The sequence below is a fragment of the Kushneria sp. EE4 genome (assembly GCF_977968315.1).
On the sequence record NZ_OZ386212.1, the window covers coordinates 780,736 to 797,969 of the forward strand.

The 17,234-nt window shown below is 62.1% G+C and carries 12 protein-coding genes; 3 read left to right on the top strand and 9 right to left on the bottom strand.

The annotated features are described in order from the left end of the window. Nucleotides 1-58: 58 nt before the first annotated feature. Nucleotides 59-1,087: an anthranilate phosphoribosyltransferase gene (gene trpD, locus ACXMYO_RS03525; protein ID WP_457807825.1), complete on the top strand. Its 1,029-nt coding sequence runs from the start codon at nt 59-61 to the stop codon at nt 1,085-1,087. A gap of 60 nt (nt 1,088-1,147) precedes the next feature. After that, nucleotides 1,148-1,948 carry an indole-3-glycerol phosphate synthase TrpC gene (gene trpC / locus ACXMYO_RS03530; RefSeq protein WP_457807826.1) on the top strand — a complete coding sequence of 267 codons (801 nt, stop codon included), beginning with the start codon at nt 1,148-1,150 and terminating at the stop codon, nt 1,946-1,948. 98 nt (nt 1,949-2,046) lie between these two features. On the opposite strand, the gene ACXMYO_RS03535 is transcribed toward trpC, so the two are convergent. The 5 genes from ACXMYO_RS03535 to ugpB all read right to left on the bottom strand — a co-directional run bounded on the left by ACXMYO_RS03535 (nt 2,047) and on the right by ugpB (nt 7,085). Then, nucleotides 2,047-2,811: a glycerophosphodiester phosphodiesterase family protein gene (locus ACXMYO_RS03535; RefSeq protein ID WP_457807827.1), complete on the bottom strand. Its 765-nt coding sequence runs from the start codon at nt 2,809-2,811 to the stop codon at nt 2,047-2,049. Nucleotides 2,812-2,814: 3 nt separating this feature from the next. Beyond that, entirely contained in the window at nt 2,815-3,909 is a 1,095-nt protein-coding gene (locus tag ACXMYO_RS03540) for an ABC transporter ATP-binding protein (RefSeq protein WP_457807828.1), read from the bottom strand. A 1-nt stretch (nt 3,910) separates the two neighbouring features. Continuing rightward, nucleotides 3,911-4,756, bottom strand: a complete 846-nt coding sequence (ugpE, locus tag ACXMYO_RS03545; protein ID WP_457807829.1) for a sn-glycerol-3-phosphate ABC transporter permease UgpE — start codon at nt 4,754-4,756, stop codon at nt 3,911-3,913. A 41-nt stretch (nt 4,757-4,797) separates the two neighbouring features. After that, nucleotides 4,798-5,676 (bottom strand): sn-glycerol-3-phosphate ABC transporter permease UgpA, encoded by an 879-nt coding sequence (ugpA, locus tag ACXMYO_RS03550; RefSeq protein ID WP_457807830.1) that lies wholly within the window; start codon nt 5,674-5,676, stop codon nt 4,798-4,800. A gap of 77 nt (nt 5,677-5,753) precedes the next feature. Then, the gene (ugpB, locus tag ACXMYO_RS03555; protein ID WP_457807831.1) at nt 5,754-7,085 is read right to left on the bottom strand and encodes a sn-glycerol-3-phosphate ABC transporter substrate-binding protein UgpB; all 1,332 of its coding nucleotides are present in this window, start codon (nt 7,083-7,085) and stop codon (nt 5,754-5,756) included. A gap of 204 nt (nt 7,086-7,289) precedes the next feature. Between ugpB and ACXMYO_RS03560 the strand changes: the two genes are divergently transcribed. Further along, nucleotides 7,290-7,862, top strand: a complete 573-nt coding sequence (locus ACXMYO_RS03560) for a hypothetical protein (protein ID WP_438766843.1) — start codon at nt 7,290-7,292, stop codon at nt 7,860-7,862. Between the two features lie 58 nt (nt 7,863-7,920). Here ACXMYO_RS03560 and ACXMYO_RS03565 read toward each other — a convergent pair whose 3' ends face one another. From ACXMYO_RS03565 to ACXMYO_RS03580, 4 genes are all read right to left on the bottom strand, one after another. Further along, nucleotides 7,921-9,312, bottom strand: coding sequence for a hypothetical protein (locus tag ACXMYO_RS03565; RefSeq protein WP_438766844.1), 1,392 nt, complete (start codon nt 9,310-9,312; stop codon nt 7,921-7,923). Between the two features lie 211 nt (nt 9,313-9,523). Continuing rightward, complete coding sequence (locus tag ACXMYO_RS03570) at nt 9,524-12,586, bottom strand: efflux RND transporter permease subunit (RefSeq protein ID WP_457807832.1); 3,063 nt, start codon at nt 12,584-12,586, stop codon at nt 9,524-9,526. Further along, nucleotides 12,583-15,705 carry a multidrug efflux RND transporter permease subunit gene (locus ACXMYO_RS03575; protein ID WP_457807833.1) on the bottom strand — a complete coding sequence of 1,041 codons (3,123 nt, stop codon included), beginning with the start codon at nt 15,703-15,705 and terminating at the stop codon, nt 12,583-12,585. The genes ACXMYO_RS03570 and ACXMYO_RS03575 overlap by 4 nt, the downstream gene beginning before the upstream one ends. Further along, nucleotides 15,702-16,973, bottom strand: coding sequence for an efflux RND transporter periplasmic adaptor subunit (locus ACXMYO_RS03580; protein ID WP_457807834.1), 1,272 nt, complete (start codon nt 16,971-16,973; stop codon nt 15,702-15,704). Before ACXMYO_RS03580 ends, ACXMYO_RS03575 begins: the two co-directional genes overlap by 4 nt. Nucleotides 16,974-17,234: the final 261 nt, after the last annotated feature.

A 17,234-nucleotide genomic window follows, 5' to 3' on the forward strand; every position in this document is an offset into this window, starting at 1 on the left:
ACTGATGCGATAAACCCCTTCGGGTGGCGTGTGCTGCCCGTGGCAAGGAGAGAGAGTCGTGGAACTCAAGGAAGCCATTTCGCGCGTCACGCGCCGTGAAGACCTCGAACTCGACGAGATGCGAACGGTCATGTCGACCATCATGCGCGGCGAAGCCGATCCGGTGCAGATGGGCGGCTTTCTGGTCGGTTTGGCCATGAAAGGCGAGGCCGTCGACGAGATTACGGCCGCCGTGATGGTCATGCGCGAGCTGATGTATCCGGTGCACGTCGATGCCGACAACGTGGTCGATATCGTCGGCACCGGTGGCGATGGCGCGGGGCTGTTCAACGTCTCGACCGCAGCAAGCTTTGCCGCGGCGGCCTGCGGTGCCAACGTGGCCAAGCACGGCGGGCGCGGCGTTTCCAGCAGTTCCGGCAGTGCCGACCTGCTCGCCCGTGCCGGCGTATCGCTGGAACTTTCCTCCGAGCAGATTGCTCGCTGCATCGAGGAGGTCGGGGTCGGGTTCATGTTCGCCCCCAACCACCATACGGCCATGCGTCACGCCGTGGCGGTGCGCAAGGCGCTGGGCGTTCGTACCATGTTCAATATCCTCGGGCCGCTCACCAACCCCACCGGTGCCACGCGTCAGGTCATCGGCGTTTACAGCCCCGACCTGCTGGTGCCCATGGCAACGGTGCTCAGACGCCTGGGCAGCCAGCATGTGCTGGTGGTGCACGCCGAGGACGGCCTTGACGAGTTCTCCATTGCCTCAAGCACCCGGGTGGCCGAGCTGTATCAGGGGGACATCAGCGAGTATGTGATGACGCCGGAAGATGTTGGTCTTGAGCGTCAGCCGCTGGAAACGATCCGCGCCGACAGCAGCGATGCCAGCCTGGTGCTGGTCAAGGCCGCACTGCGCGGCGAAGGCGTGGCCGCCGATATGGTGGCCTACAATGCAGGCGCCGCGCTGTATGTGGCCGGCGTGGCCGGCTCCATCAGGGAAGGCGTACAGACCGTACGTGAGGCTCTTGCCAAGGGGCAGGGGCTTGCAAAACTGGACGCACTGGCAGAGTTTTCTGCCCGACTGGCCGAGGCCGGCGACTGACTCACTACAATAGCGCCGGGGTGTGACGCGCGCGCCCCGGCGATTTTCAGGGAACACCGCATGAGTACGCTGCCTACCATTCTGACCCGTATCATGGCCCGCAAGCATGAAGAGATTGCCGAGCGCTCGGCCAGCATCAGCGAGAACACGCTGCGTGCCCGCGCCGAGCAGGCGCCGGCCACCCGCGGATTTGCCGCCGCGCTGAATCAGCGTTTGACCAACGGCGACCCGGCCGTGATTGCCGAGATCAAAAAGGCCTCGCCCTCAAAGGGCATCATTCGCGCCGATTTTGACCCGGTTGCCATCGCTCAGCGCTATGAAGCCGGCGGGGCGGCCTGTCTGTCCGTTCTGACCGATGCCGACTACTTTCAGGGCAGCGAGCGCTTTCTGATTGCTGCCCGCGGCGCCTGTCAGCTGCCGGTGCTGCGCAAGGACTTTATCGTCGCGCCCTATCAGGTCTATGAAGCGCGCAGCATGGGCGCCGATGCGATCCTGCTGATCGTGGCCGCACTCGATGACCGTCGGATGAAAACGCTCAATACGCTGGCCATCGAGCTTGGCATGGACGTGCTGGTCGAAGTGCACAACATGGCAGAGCTCGAACGAGCCCTGAAGCTGGATCTGGCGCTGGTGGGCATCAACAATCGAGACCTGCATACCTTCGAGACCCGGCTGGACACCACGTTTGAACTGCTCGAGAAGGTGCCGGAAGGCGTGCGGGTGGTCACCGAATCAGGCATTGCCACTCGCGAGGATGTGGCGCGCATGCGTCGCGGCAACGTCAACGCCTTTCTGGTGGGCGAGCATTTCATGCGGGAAGCGGACCCGGGCGACGCCCTGCGCCAGCTCTTTTTTACCTGAGCCGACCCCCACAAGCACGATCAACACTGCCAGCCATGCGCTGGCAGTGTTCGTTTCGGGGCTTTTTCACCTGTTGGACTTCACACGCTTCAGAGCCTTTAGCGCGGCTTGCGGCTGCCGTCGCCGCGCGTTCGACGCTGATAGCGCGAATCAAACAGGGCAGGGTCATCGGTGATGACACCGTTGACGCCGTGGTCCCACCAAGAGGCGAAGCGCTCGGGGTCGTTGACCGTGTAGCAAAGCATGGCCAGTTCGGCGCTCTGGATCTCGATAAGCCGCTCCTGATCAAGACGGGTCCAGTCGGCATGCACGCTGACCGGGCGAAGCCGCTCGGCATCGCTGGCCCAGCGCCGCGGAACGGCTTCATACAAAAGCCCCAGCGCCAGCTTCTCATCCTGCGCCCGGGCGCTTTCAAGCGCGGTCATGTCAAAGCTTGATACCAGCAGACGATCCAGCGGCAGAACCTGGCGGGCGCGATGAACCGCGACATTGGCAAGGGCGACCGGGTCGTGACCGGGGTTGACCTTGAGCTCCAGGTTCAGGCCCATCTCGAGGGCGCTGACAAGCGAGAGCGCTTCATCGAGCAGCGCCATGCGCTCGCCGCGAAAGGCCGGTGAGAACCAGCTGCCGACATCCAGAGGGCGGATCTGATCACGGGTCATGTCGATCAGTGCCCCCTGACCGTCGCTGCAGCGATCAACGTCTGCGTCATGCCAGATCACCGCCGTACCGTCGCCCAGACACTGAACGTCGAGTTCAACCCATTCACAGCCGGCATCGGCTGCCGCCTGAATGGCGGCCAGCGTGTTCTCCGGCGCGTGTTTTGACAGGCCACGGTGGGCAATATAGCGGGGTAGCTGCATGTGTCAGGGCTCCATGGAACAAATCGTGTCGGCAAGTCTGGGCCGGGTTGCCAGTCGTTGTCCATGCTCATCAAACAGATGAAACGGCCCTTGAAGATTCAGGCCGATGGTCTGGCCGACAGTGGGCAGCTCGGTACCGGCGTAACGGACCACCAGCCGTGCACCGTCACCCGCCGGTCGCACATGCACCAGACTCTCCGAGCCCAGCGGCTCCACCAGCTCGATACGAGCCTCGATGTGCCCGGCGCCCTGTGGTGTAAGCGTGATGTGCTCGGGCCGGATGCCCACGCTCAACTCGCCCGCGAGCGGCGCCTCGGTCTCGGTCGGCACCCGGGTCAGCCAGCCGGGCAGGTCATTGGCGGCAAAGGTCAGAAAGTTCATGGCCGGTGAGCCGATAAAGCCGGCGACAAAGCGGGTGGCCGGTTTTCGAAACAGCGCCATCGGCGTGCCGATCTGTTCGATATGTCCGGCGTTCATCACCACCAGCCGGTCGGCCATGGTCATGGCCTCGGTCTGATCGTGGGTCACATAAAGTGAGGTGATGCCCAGGCGCTGCTGCAGGGCGCGAATCTCCTGGCGCATCTGCACGCGCAGGCTGGCGTCCAGGTTGGACAACGGCTCGTCAAACAGGAACACGCGCGGCTCTCGAATCACGGCGCGACCCATGGCCACGCGCTGGCGCTGCCCGCCGGAGAGCTGGCGGGGTTTTCGATCCAAAAGCGTGGCGATGTCCAGAAGCCGGGCGGTTGCCTCGACGCGCCGGGCAATCTCATCTTTCGGCGTCCCCCGGTTTTTGAGGCTGTAGGCCAGGTTGTCAAAAACGCTCATGTGGGGATAGAGCGCATAGTTTTGAAACACCATGGCGATATCGCGCTCGGCCGGCTCCTGGTCGTTGACGCATGTCTCGTCGATCAAAAGCTCACCGCCGCTGATCGTTTCAAGCCCCGCCACCATGCGCAAAAGCGTTGACTTGCCACAGCCCGACGGGCCGACGACCACGATCATCTCGCCATCACTGATGCTCAGCTCAATGTCATGGAGCACATCGCTGCCGCCGGCATAGCGCTTTCGAAGACGTTTGAGTTCGAGTGTTGCCATGTCACTTCTCCGTATCCACCAGGCCCTTGATGAACCAGCGTTGCATGATGATGATCACGACCACCGGTGGCAGCAGGGCCAGTACCGTCATGGCGGTGGCCAGATGCCAGGGCGGCGTACCGTCGGTGGCAAGGGTCAGCCGCTTGAGACTCATCACAAGTGTTGCGTTATCGGCGCTGCTCATGGCGACCAGCGGCCACAGGTACTGATTCCAGCCGTAGATGAACATGATGACGAAAAGCGCCGCGATATTGGTTCGCGACAGCGGCAGCAAAATGTCGACAAAAAACCGCCACGGCCCGGCGCCATCCACCCGGGCGGCTTCCATTAGTTCAGGCGGCAGCGTCATGAAAAACTGGCGAAACAAAAAGGTTGCCGTGGCGCTGGCAATCAGCGGCAGCACCAGTCCCGGATAGCTGTCGAGCAGGCCGAGGCTGGCGGCCACGCCATAGGTCGGTACGATGCGCACCTCGATGGGCAGCATGAGCGTCACAAAGATCAGCCAGAAGCAGCAGCGGCGAAACGGAAAGCGAAAAAAGACCAGCGCGTAGGCAGCAAGAATGGCGATGGTCAGCTTGCCGATGGCGATGCCCAGCGCCATCAAAAGCGAGTTGAGCATCAGCTGCCAGGCGGGCACGCCAATGCCGCGCACCGGCTCGCTTAACAGCGTGACATAGTGATCCAGCCCGCTGGCACCGAACGACAGCGGCAGCGTTCCAGAAAACAGCGCGCCGGGTGTCTGGGTGGAGGCCAGCACGGCCAGAATGACGGGCAGCATGAAGATCAGCGCCCCGATGATCAGCAGGGTGTGGGCCAGTGCATCAAGGTTTGGTCGGTGATAGCGCATGGCAAGGCTTCCTGATGAGGATCAATGACAACAAAAAATGATCAGTGGTACTGCACGCGGCGTTCGACATAGCGAAACTGCGCCAGGGTCAAAAGACCGACCATCGCCATCAACAGCACCGACTGCGCCGCCGAGCCACCCAGATCCAGCCCCACGATGCCGTCCTGATAGAGCTTGTAGACCAGCGTGCGGGTGGCGCCGCCCGGCCCGCCGCCGGTGGTGGTGTCGATGGTGCCAAAGGTCTCGAAAAAGGCGTAGATCGTGTTCATGACCAGCAAAAAGAAGGTGGTGGGGGACAGCAGTGGAAAGGTAATGGTCCAGAAGCGCCGCCAGGGGCCGGCTCCATCAATGGCGGCCGCCTCCAGCAGGCTGGCCGGAATGCCCTGAAGGCCGGCCAGAAAGAATACGAAGTTGTAGCTCATCTGCTGCCAGATGGCGGCAACAATCACCAGCGCCATGGCCTGGCCGCCGTTGAGCCGGAAATCCCAGTCAATGCCCAGCACCGTCAGCGCCCGGGTCAGTACGCCAAGCGTGGGGTCAAGCATGAACATCCATAAAACGCCGGCCGCGGCGGGGGCGACGGCGTAGGGCCAGATCAGCAGCGTGCGATAGGCGCGGCTGGCGCGCAGGACCCGATCGGCCATGGTGGCCAGCAGCAGCGCAATGGCCATGGCCCCCAGCGCCACGCTGACGCTGAAAATGGCCGTGTTGAACAAAGCCTCGTGATAGCTTCGCGAGGCCAGTACCCGGGTAAAGTTCGAAAGCCCGGCGAAGGTTTCTCCCAGCCCGAAGGCGTCCTGCACATAAAGGGACTGTCGCAGGGCCGTCGCTGCCGGCCAGAAAAAAAACACCAGCACGATGACAAGCTGAGGCGCCATGAGCATCCATGGCGTGAGGCGATGACGCTGATACGTGGACATGATGGGGCAGGCGTATCCAAAGGCGACAGTGAACAGGGCAGGGCTCCCGACGGCGACACCGCCGCCGGGGCGAGGGGTCAGCGCACGCTGCGCTCGAACTGCTCGAGCAGCTCATTGCTTCGGGCGGCGGCGTCATCGAGCGCCTGCCGGGCGGTCTTGTCACCGCTGAAGGCCCGCTCGAGCTCCTCTTCGATGACGTCACGAATCTGGGGCATGTTGCCCAGCCGCACCCCGCGTGAGTTATCGGTTGGTTCGCCTTCGGTCATCTGTTGAAGGGCGATCTCGGTGCCGGGGTTGTCGTCGTAGAAGCCCTGTTCGCGGGTCAGCGCATAGGCTTCGTCGGTAATGGGCAGATAACCCGTGAACTGATGCCAGTCGGCCTGGACTTCCGGCGAGGAGAGATAGTTGAAAAATCTCGCTACACCCTGATAGACGTCATCACTTTGACCCTGAAGCACCCACAGTGACGCGCCGCCGATGATCGAGTTTTTCGGTGCATCGATCACTTCGGGGTCCCATGGCAGGGGCGCGACGCCGAAGTCAAAGCTTTCGGTATTGTCGCGAACGCTGGCGTAGCTTGCCGAGGAGGCCATCAGCATGGCGCAGTTGCCCGAGAAAAAGCGCGGCGAGGCCTGGTCCTCGCGACCGCCGTAGCTGAACACGCCGCTTTGCTGCCAGTCGATCAGATCCTGCACGTGGTCGACCACGGCGTCGCTGTCGTTGACCGTCACCCGTGCAGATGGGCCGCCAAACCCGTTTTGTTCGCTGGCAAAGGAGATGTCGTGACGGGCGGCGAAGTTTTCGAGCTGAATCCAGCTCGGCCAGGTGGTGGTAAAGCCGCAGCTGGCGGCCCCGCTGTCGACGACCTGCCGGCCCGCGTCGGCCACTGCTTTCCAGGTGGTGGGCGGTGCGTCGGGATCGAGCCCTGCCTGTTCAAACAGGTCGCGGTTGTAGTAGACCACAGGCGTTGACGAGTTGAACGGCAGCGACAGCATGTCGCCATCGGTGGTGCTGTAGTAGCCGGTGACAGCCGGCAGATAGGCGTCGGGGGCAAAGGGCTGGTCGGTGTCCGCCATGAGCTCGTACACCGGATAGATCGCCCCCCGGGCGTTCATCATGGTGGCCGTGCCGACTTCGTAGACCTGGGTGATGGCCGGGGCATTGCCGGCGCGGAAGGCGGCGATGGTCGAGGTCAGGTTTTCGCTGTAGGTGCCCTTGTAGACCGGCTTGACCACGTAATCGGACTGCGACTGATTGAAGCCCGCGGCGATCTCATCGATCTTTTCGCCCAGACTGCCCTCCATGGCATGCCACCAGACGATATCGGTGGCGGCGCCGGCCGGCGTGGTGCCCAGTGCCAGCGTGGACAGTGCTGCCATCGAGACGATGCCCCTGAAACCCTTGACCATGTCGTGCTCCGCGTTGTCGTCATGAAAGTATCTGCTGCGCCAGTATGCTGAGAGGCCGGCATGGCAATCATGTGTCGGGCATGTGTCAGCCGTATGACACGGGCGAGCGCAAGGCCCCGGGGGCGTCAGTGTATGCCCGGGGGTTGGCCAGCAATGAGCGGCGCATGGCATGATGGCGCTTTTGAACGGCGGGCAGATGCACCCTTGAAGATTTCATATATCACCGATGTGCAGGACCGGGATGCCTGTCTGGCCATGCTTTGTGCCAGCGTGTTCGGGCGAGAAGCGGGGCTTGCGCCGCTGGTCGAGTTTGCCGGCGTGAGCCGACTGCTGGAGCAGGAGTCGGCGCGTATCGTGGCCCTTTTTGATGACGGCGCGAGGCTGTGCTCGGTGGCGCTACTCACACTTGAAGTGGAAGGCCGCGGGGTCGAGCTCAGGCTTTTGACCACCCCGGAGAAAAAGCGCGGCCGGGGCTATGGGCGCCGGCTGGTGACCCGGCTTGGCGAGTCCACCGCAATGCGCACCACCACATCGGACCCCAGGCTTGAAGCCTTTTTCACTACTTTCGGCTTTGAGCGCTGGTATCGCCACAGTGACAGTGACCTGCGCAGCGGCTTCAACGCCCGTTCCGGCGTTGACTCGCTCTCCGGGGCACCGGAGGTGGTGGATTTTCAGACCGATGCCGTATTGCGCGCCTTCAAGCGCGACCCGGCGCTTTTCGAACGCTACAAGACCCGCTTTGCCGAAGGGGTCGGTCACTTCAACACGCTGGTCTGATCGACACACGCATAAAAAACCCCGGCCATGGCCGGGGTTTTTTAACGCTCATCAGCATTTAGAAGTTGATGCCGAAATTGGTCTGGATGCTGGTGTGCCACTTGTCATTGACCGGTGAGCCAAAGTAGTTCAACCCATTTTTGTTGGTAATGATATCAAACCAGGCAAAATAGGGGCCGGCGGTCACCAGTACGCCCAGATCGTTGAGCATCGGATCCTTTTGATTGCCAAAGCCGCCGTTGATGGATGAAAAGTCATCCGACGGATCGATGTAGCTGAAGTCGTTGAAGAAGAACAGGTTTTCAACAGGGCCCCAGTCGACATCCATGCTGTAGCTGGCGCTGGCCGTATACATCTGACCGCGCTTGGGAATCAGGTAGTTGAAGCCGAAGGCACCGATCTGTACGGCATTATCAGAGATACCTGACTGCGCTTCCGAGGGATTTTTGGGGTTGTATTCATAGGTCGTGGCCTGGAACATGGTGCGCCAGTTGCCGTATGACCCATCAAGGCCGATGGCCGCCGACCAGTTGTCACCGCTGCGATTGGTCTGCTCGTTGTATAGCTGACCGCCCTTTGCCGAGACGTTGAGCTGGGTCGAGTAGTCGTCGCCGTGATCAAAGGTATAGCCGGCGCGAGCGGCGAGCTGATTCTCTTCGCTGTTGCCCTGCGCACTGTCACCGATGGCGTTGGCGCCGTAGTGCTCGTTGCCGCTGCCCAGGTTGTCGCTTTTGAAAAAGGCCAGCGAGGTCTCCCAGTCGCCCTGGCGGTGATCCCACTTCACCCCGGCGTTCTGGTTGTCGTTGAAGCCGGCAATATAGGGAAGCGTGCCGTACCAGCCCTGATAGCCATAGTCCATGTTGCCGAAAGGCGTCTGAACCAGACCAACGCGGATGGTGTCGTCGTCATTCGGGTTGAAGCCGAGCCAGCCTGACTTCAAAAACTGATAGCCGTCATAGAAACGATACTCGAAGGCATATTCCAGATCGTCCACTTCGCCATCCACGACAAGAACGAACTTGCCGAAATCCATATCACCGGTGGTGTCCTTGCTGCGCTCGCTCCAGTCGTTGAAGCTGCCGTTGAACTCGAGCTGACCACTGATCTGCGTCTGCTGGATCTGCTCGATGGCGGAGCTGTTTTCCTGCGCCAGGTTCTGCTGTGGCCTTGATTCCGACTGCTGTTGCCTTGATTCCGACTGCTGGGGGTTCGGAGTTGTTGCCGTATTGCTCTGTGACGCGCTGGCGTTTTGCGCACTGCCGGCAGTGCCGTTTGACTGCTGCTCCAGCCGATCAAGGCGTTGCTGCATCTGCTCGAGCTGGGCGCGCAGCGCCTCGATGGTCTGCTGATCGTCCGGCGCGGCCTGCGCGGCGGTGGCGGCCATGGCCGCGGAAATGCTCAGGGAAAGGGTCAGCAGTCTCAGGCGTCGTGAATCCGTTCGGGGTGTCATGCACTGTTCCTTGATCGTTGTTATGTAAAAAGGACGTGAGAGATTTTTATGGTTGTGACACGTCATGTCACCGGTAACTTACCATCTGGCACTGAAGGGATAAACGCTGTTCACGAATAAAACGACCGGCCTGTCATCGATGGCACTGGATAAAAAAGGCCCCTTGCGATAACGCAAGGGGCCTTTGGGCATGAGCATTTTAAATAAATGATCAGCGCCGTCTCAGGCGGTCCAGATAGAGATAGACCACCGGCGTGGTGTAGAGCGTCAGGATCTGGCTGACGATCAGGCCCCCCACAATGGAGATGCCCAGCGGGGCGCGCAGCGCGGCGTTTTCGTCGGTGCCGAACATCAGTGGCAGGGCGCCCAGAATGGCCGCCAGGGTGGTCATCATGATGGGTCGAAAGCGCACCAGCGCGGCTTCTCGAACGGCCTCCTGGGCAGACAGCCCGCGGTCGCGCTCGGCGCTCAGGGCGAAATCCACCAGCATGATGGCGTTTTTCTTGACCACGCCGATCAGCAGGATGATGCCGATCAGGGCAATCAGGGTGAAGGGCTTGCCCAGCAGCATCAGCGCCAGCAGCGCGCCAATTCCGCCGGAGGGCAGGGTCGACAGGATCGTCAGCGGATGAATGTAGCTTTCATAGAGAATGCCCAGCACCAGATAGACCGTGACCAGCGCGGCCAGAATCAGCCACGGCATGGTTTCGACACCGCTTTGAAAGCTGGCGGCGCTGCCTTCGAAGTCGGCCTGAATATCGGTGGGCAGGTGCAGCCGGTCAAGCCGGTCACTGATGATGTCGGTGGCCTCGGAAAGCGACACCCCATCGCTTAGATTGAACGACACCGTGGTCGCGGCAAACTGCCCCTGGTGGCTGACGCTGACCGGGCTGGTGCTGCGCTCGTAGTGGCTGAAGGCCGACAGCGGTATGGGGCTGCCCTGATCGTTGACGATGTGCATCATCTCCAGCGCTCTGGCCGAGCGCTGCCACTGCCGGGCGACTTCCAGCACCACGTAGTACTGGTTGGTGCCTTCATAGACGCTTGAAATCTGCCCCTGAGCAAAGGCGTTGCCCAGCAGGGTATCGATATCGCGCATGCTCAGACCCAGACGGGACGCCCGGTCGCGATCCACCACCAGTTTGATGGCCTGTCCGCCCTCGCGGCTGTCGCTGTCCACGCCGGTAATTTCTGAAATGTCGCGCATCGCCTCGGCCACCCGCGGTGACCATTCGCGCAGCAGCGACAGGTCATCGCTTTTGAGCGTCAGTTCATACTGGCTGTTGCTCGAAGAGCGCCCGCCCATGCGCAGATCCTGCAGGCCGCGCATGAACACCTGAACGCCGGGGATATCGCTCATCAAGGCAGACAGGCGGTTGCCCTGTGCGTTGGTGTCGTCCACGTGGTCCGGCTTGAGCGACACAAACAGCGTGGCCGAGTTGGCGCCGCCGCCGCCCGGGCCGCTGCCGCCCAGAAAGCCCAGAACGCTTGCCACGGCGTCATCGGCCAGCAGACGGTCACGGGCCGTTTCCAGCTTGGCCGACATGGCCTCAAACGAGATGCTTTGATCGCCGCGTACCGCACCGATCAGCCGCCCGGTGTTCTGGTCGGGCACGAACCCCTTGTCGATATGGACGTACAAAAAGCCGTTGAGGACGATCACGGCCACCAGCGACAACAGCGTCAGGCGTCGGTGTCGCAGGGCAATGTTCAGCGTGCGCTCATAGCCTGCCAGAATGATTTGACCGCAACGTTCGATCAGACGCGGGATTCTGCCCGGGGGGCGCTCATGCGCCGACCCCTTGAGCCAGCGCGAGCAGAGCATTGGTGTGAGCGTCAGCGAGACCAGCAGCGACACCATGACCGCCGTGGCCAGCGTCATGGCAAACTCGTGGAAGAGCCGGCCGATGAAGCCGCCCAGAAACAGCAGCGGCACGAACACGGCCACCAGCGACACGCTCATCGACAGCACCGTAAAGCCCACCTCGCGCGCGCCCAGCAGCGCGGCACTTCGCACGTCCATGCCGGCTTCGATGTGTCGGGCAATGTTTTCCACCACCACGATGGCGTCATCGACCACAAAGCCGATGGCAATGATCAGCGCCATCAGCGACAGCGTGTTGAGGGAATACCCCAGCAGATACATCACCATGAAGGTGCCCAGCAGCGACACCGGAATGACGGCGGTCGGAATCAGCGTGGCCCGCGGATTGCGCAAAAAGACAAACACCACCATCACCACCAGAAACACCGCCAGTATCAGGGTGATCTGGGTTTCCTGCAGCGAGGCGCTGATGCCGGGGGAGCGGTCCAGCACCGTATGCAGATCGGCGCTGGCGGGCAGGGCGGCATGAATACCGGGCAGGCGCGCCTTGATGCGATCGATCGTTTCGATCACGTTGGCGTCACTTGCCGGGCTGACCACGATGACCACTGCCGGCTGGCGGTTGTAAAAACCAACGTTGTAGATGTCTTCGACGCTTTTTTCGACGTGCGCTACATCATTCAGGCGCATGACGTGATCGCCGTCGCGGCGAATGATCAGGTCGCGATAGTCCTGCGCCTCGAACATCTGCGAGTCGGTATGTACGCTCCAGCGATAGCGCTCATCTTCGGTAAAGCCGGTCGGCTGGTTGCTGTTGGCCGCGTTGATCGCATCGCGCACCTGATCAAGGCCGATGCCGGCATTTTCGAGCCGGCGCGGGTCAAGCGTGATGCGCACCGCCGGTGAGGAGCTGCCGCCAACGCTGACGCGCGAGACGCCTTCGACCTGTGAAATGCGCGGGGCAATGTCCTGGTCGGCCAGATTATAGAGCGTGCCCTTGTCGATTTCGGCGCTGGTCAGCGACAGCAGCATGATCGGCGAGTCGGCCGGATTGAGCTTTCGCAGCCGGGGCGAGCTGGTCATGGCGCTTGGCAGCAGCGCCTCGGCCCGGTTGATCGCCGCCTGTACCTCCCGGGCCGCCTCGTTGATGTCCTTGTCCAGATCGAACTGGATGACAACGCTGGTCGAGCCTTCCGAGCTCGACGAGGTCATCTGGCTGATGCCGGCGATCTGGCCGAGCGAGCGCTCCAGCGGTGTGGCCACCGTCGAGGCCATGGTCTCCGGATTGGCCCCGGAGAGACTGGCCGTGACCAGAACGGTGGGAAACGATACCGCCGGCAGCGGCGCCACCGGCAGACGCGCATAGGAGAGCAGCCCGCCCAGAATGATCGCCAGGGTCAGAAGTGATGTGGCGATCGGTCGCGCAATGAAGGGCGAGGACAGGCTCATGAGGCCTGCCCATCGGAGACGGTCGTGTCAGCGCCGCGAGCGGTGACGCGACCGGCCAGCCGGTCAAAGAACAGATAGATGACCGGCGTGGTGAAAAGCGTCAGAAGCTGGCTGACCAGCAGCCCGCCGACCATGGCAAGCCCCAGCGGCTGGCGCAGCTCCGAGCCGAAACCGCTGGCCAGCATCAGCGGAATGGCGCCAAAGAGTGCGGCAAAGGTGGTCATCATGATGGGGCGAAAACGCAACAGTGCGGCGCGATAGATTGCATCAGCCGGTGAAAGCCCCATGTGGCGCTGACCGTCGAGGGCAAAGTCGATCATCATGATGGCGTTTTTCTTGACGATGCCGATCAGCAAAATGATACCGATGATGCCCACCATGCCCAGGTCGTTGCCGGTGATCATCAGCGCCAGCAGCGCGCCGATGGCCGCCGAGGGCAGGGTGGAGAGGATGGTCAGCGGGTGGATGTAGCTTTCGTACAAAACGCCCAGCACGATATACATCACCACCACGGCGGCCAGAATCAGCAGCAGCGTATTGGCCGTGGAGCCGGCAAAGCCGAGCGCGGCGCCCTGATAGGCCTGGTGCGTATCCTGATCGAGCCCGACCTGCGCGCCGGCCTCATCGATGGCATCAAAGGCCTGAGACAGCGAGTGGCCGGGCGCCACATCAAAGGAGACGTTGGCGGCGGCAATCCGGTTCTGACGTGACAGTGACAGGTCGGTGTAGCGCTGCTCGATGCTGACCAGCGAGGTCAGTGGCACCATGTCGCCGCTGTCGGCGGCGATATAGAGGCGATCCAGCGCCGAAGGGCCGCGCTGCTGATTGTCGGCGACATTCATGACCACCCGGTACTGGTTGGACTGGGTGAAAATGGTCGAGATCAAACGCTGGCCGAAGGCGTTGTAGAGCGTGGCATCGATATCGCTGACGCTGATGCCCAGTCGGCTGGCGCGGTCGCGATCGATATTGAGATAGAGCTGCAGGCCGCGGTTTTGCAGATCCGAGGCCGCGCCGGAAATGGCCGGCGACTGGCGGATCTGCTGTAGCAGGGCGTCGACATCGCGGGACAAAAGGCCGGCGTCGCTATTGGTCACCGACATCTGGTACTGATAGCGGCTGACGTTGTCATCCAGCGTCAGATCCTGCAGCGGCTGCAGGTAGAGGCGCATGCCGGCAACGGAGCGGGTCTTGTCGTTGAGCCGTGCGATGACCGCCTGAGCGCCGTCGCGATCGGACAGCGGCTTGAGATTGATCTGAAAGCGCCCGGTGTTGAGTGTGCTGTTGTCCTCGTTGACGCCAATGGTCGAAGAGAGGCTTTCTACCGCCGGGTCGTTGAGGATGATGTCGGCCAGCGCCTGCTGGTGGCGGGCCATTGCGTCAAAGGAGATCGACTGGTCCGCCTCGCTGATGCCGCGAATGGCGCCGGTATCCTGCTGCGGGAAGAGCCCCTTGGGGATGGCAAGATACAACAGCGCCGTGACGCCAAAGGTAATGACGGCCACGGCCAGCGTCAGCCGCTGATGGATCAGCACCCATTTCAAACCGCGGTCATAAAGGCGCAGCAACCGCCCGAAAAGACCCGAGTAGCTCTCGGCATGCTGCTGCGGGTCCTCACTGTCGGCGCCTTGCTTCGGCGCTCGTGCCTTGAGCATTTTCGCGCACAGCATGGGCGTAAGCGTCAGCGAAATGAACGCCGAGATCACGATGGCCACGGCCAGCGTGATGGCGAACTCGCGGAACAATCGCCCGACCACATCCTGCATGAACAGCAGCGGAATCAGCACCGCCACCAGCGATACGGTCAGCGAGATGATGGTGAAAAAGATCTGTTTGGCACCCTTGAGCGCCGCATCGATGGGCTTTTCGCCCTTTTCCAGATAGCGAATGATGTTTTCCAGCACCACGATCGCATCATCAATGACAAAGCCGGTGGCGATCGTCAGCGCCATCAACGTGAGGTTATTGAGGCTAAAGCCTGCCAGGTGCATGACACCAAAGGTGCCGATCAGCGACATGGGCACGGCCAGACTCGGAATGATGGTGGCCGGGATATTGCGCAAAAACAAAAAGGTGATGAGGATGACCAGGCTTACGGCCAGCACCAGCTCGAACTGGGTGTCCTCCACCGAGGCACGAATGGTCTGGGTGCGATCGCTTAAAATCGAGATGTCCACGCTCTCGGGCAGGCTCCCCTGCAGCTCGGGGAGCTGGCGTCGAATATCATCGACCACGCGGGTCACGTTGGCGCCGGGCTGGCGCTGAACGCTGATGATCAGCGCCGGGTCACGATCGGCCCAGGCGGTCAGCCAGGCGTTCTCCGAACCCTCGTGAACGCTTGCGATATCGCGAAGGCGCAGCGGCATGTCGTTATCGTATTTGACGATCAGATCGCGATACTGCTCCGGCGAGGTGAGCTGATCGTTGGCATCGATGGTCAGCGCCCGGTAGGGGCCGTACAGAGTGCCCTTGGGCTGATTGACGTTGGCCGCGGTGATGGCATTGCGCACGGCTTCCATGTCCAGACCGTGGGCCGCCATGCGACGGGCGTCGCCGTCGATACGAATGGCAGGCTCATGGCCGCCCGACAGCGAGACCAGGCCGACCCCGCTGACCTGGGAAAGGCGCTGTACCAGCCGGGTATCCACCAGGTCGTAAACGCGCGTCAGCGGCAGGCTGTCCGAGCGTACGGCCAGGGTCATGACCGGGGCGTCCGCTGGATTGACCTTGCTGTAGCTCGGCGGCATGGGCAGGTCATTGGGCAGCAGATTGCTGGCCTGGTTAAGGGCGGCCTGAACATCCTGCTCGGCCACGCCCAGATCGCTGTCGAGACCAAAGCGCAGCGTAATGAGCGAGGCGCCACCGGTACTGGTGGAGCGCATGTCCTCGAGCCCCGAAATCTGGCCGAGCTGGTCCTCCAGCGGCGAGGTGACGTTGGAGAGCATGACTTCCGGGCTGGCGCCGGGATAGAGCGTCGTCACCTGAATGGTGGGGTAATCCACCTCCGGCAGGGAAGCCACCGGCAGCAGTCGATAGGCCATGATGCCGGCCAGCAAAATGGCCAGCATGATCAGCGACGTGGCGACCGGTCGGAGGATGAAAAGACGCGACGGGTTCATGACGATCGGTCACCCTCACCCGCGGGGTCATCGGTTGACCTGAGCTGACCTTCATTGGTGGCCTCGCCTGCCGGCGGTGTGTCGTCGGTATCGTCACTCTCGCCGGGAAGGTGATTGCTGACCACGTTGACGCGGGCGCCATCGCGCAGGCGATCCACGCCGTCCACCACAACCCGCTCACCGACGTCGAGCCCTGCATCGATCACGGCGTGCAGATCGTCACTGGCCCCCACCTCCACGCTGCGCTGATGGACCGTCTCCTCGTCATCCACCACATAGACGTGGTTGCCGGATTCACTGTTCTGAATGGCGGTTTCAGGCACGATCACCACGTTATTCAGCGTGGTCAGCGTGAGTTCCACGTTGACAAAGGCGTTGGGAAACAGCTGCTCGTCGTGATTGTCCATGCGCGCCCGCAGGCGCACCGTGCCGGTATCGGTGTTGATGGCGCTGTCGATGCTGGTCAGCTCGCCCGTGGCCAGCGTTTCACCGGTATGGCCGTCCATGACGCTGACCGTCATGCGTTCCTGCGCCATGCTGTCTCGTACCCGGGAGAGGTACTGCCCGGGCAGGGAAAACACCACCGAAATGGGGTCCAGTGACGTCAGGGTGGCGATGGGGTTTTCATCGCCGGTGGCGACGATATTGCCCGGGTCGACGTTGCGCAGCCCGATAATGCCGCCGGCCGGCGCGCGGACGGTGGTGTAGTCCAGCTGAACACGGGCGCTCTGGATATTGGCGCGCGAGGCTTCCACAGCGCCCTGATACTGCTGCACCAGCTGGCGCTGGGTTTCCACGTCCTGACGCGAGACGTTGTTGGCACGGCTCAGGTTCTCATAGCGCTTGAGATCCTCCCGGGCCGTTGCCAGCTGCGCCTGATTCTGGGTCAGCTCGGCATTGGCCTGCGCCAGCTGGGCCTGGTAGGTGCGATCGTCGATGTGCACCAGTACCTGATCCTTGTCGACGCGCTGACCTTCCTCGAAGTCCACCGAGACCAGCTCGCCCTCGACGCGGGGACGAATGGCCACGCTCGACAGCGAACGCACCGTGCCCAGAGCACTCAGGGTGACCGGAAAGTCTCCCTGCTGCGCGGTGACGGCAGCCACGGCAGGGCTCGGCATGCCTCCGCCCTGTGAGCCACCGTCGTCGCCTTCCGGGTCATCGCGCAGGAAAAACCACCACAGGGCGATCAGGGCGACCAGCAGTAACAGGGTCCAGAGGAGCACGCGTGCAACAGGGACACGGCGCGTTGAAGAGGGGTGAGACATGCGTCCACTTCCGTTGTCAGGCTGTCGTTTTCCCACGGCCGGTACCGTACAGGCACTCGTCGGCGGGTAGTATCGGGTTCACGTTTGTATCGGCGATTACCGGGGGAACATCAGGGACATCGCATGAAATTAGGCAAAGGAATCATGGGATGACATTATTTTACCTGCAGGGGGTCAGTTTACCTCATCGCCGGGGGCGCTGGCCCGGTCGTTGTACCACGTCCGAATGTCGTGGTGGACGCAAAAGGTAGTTTAACTACA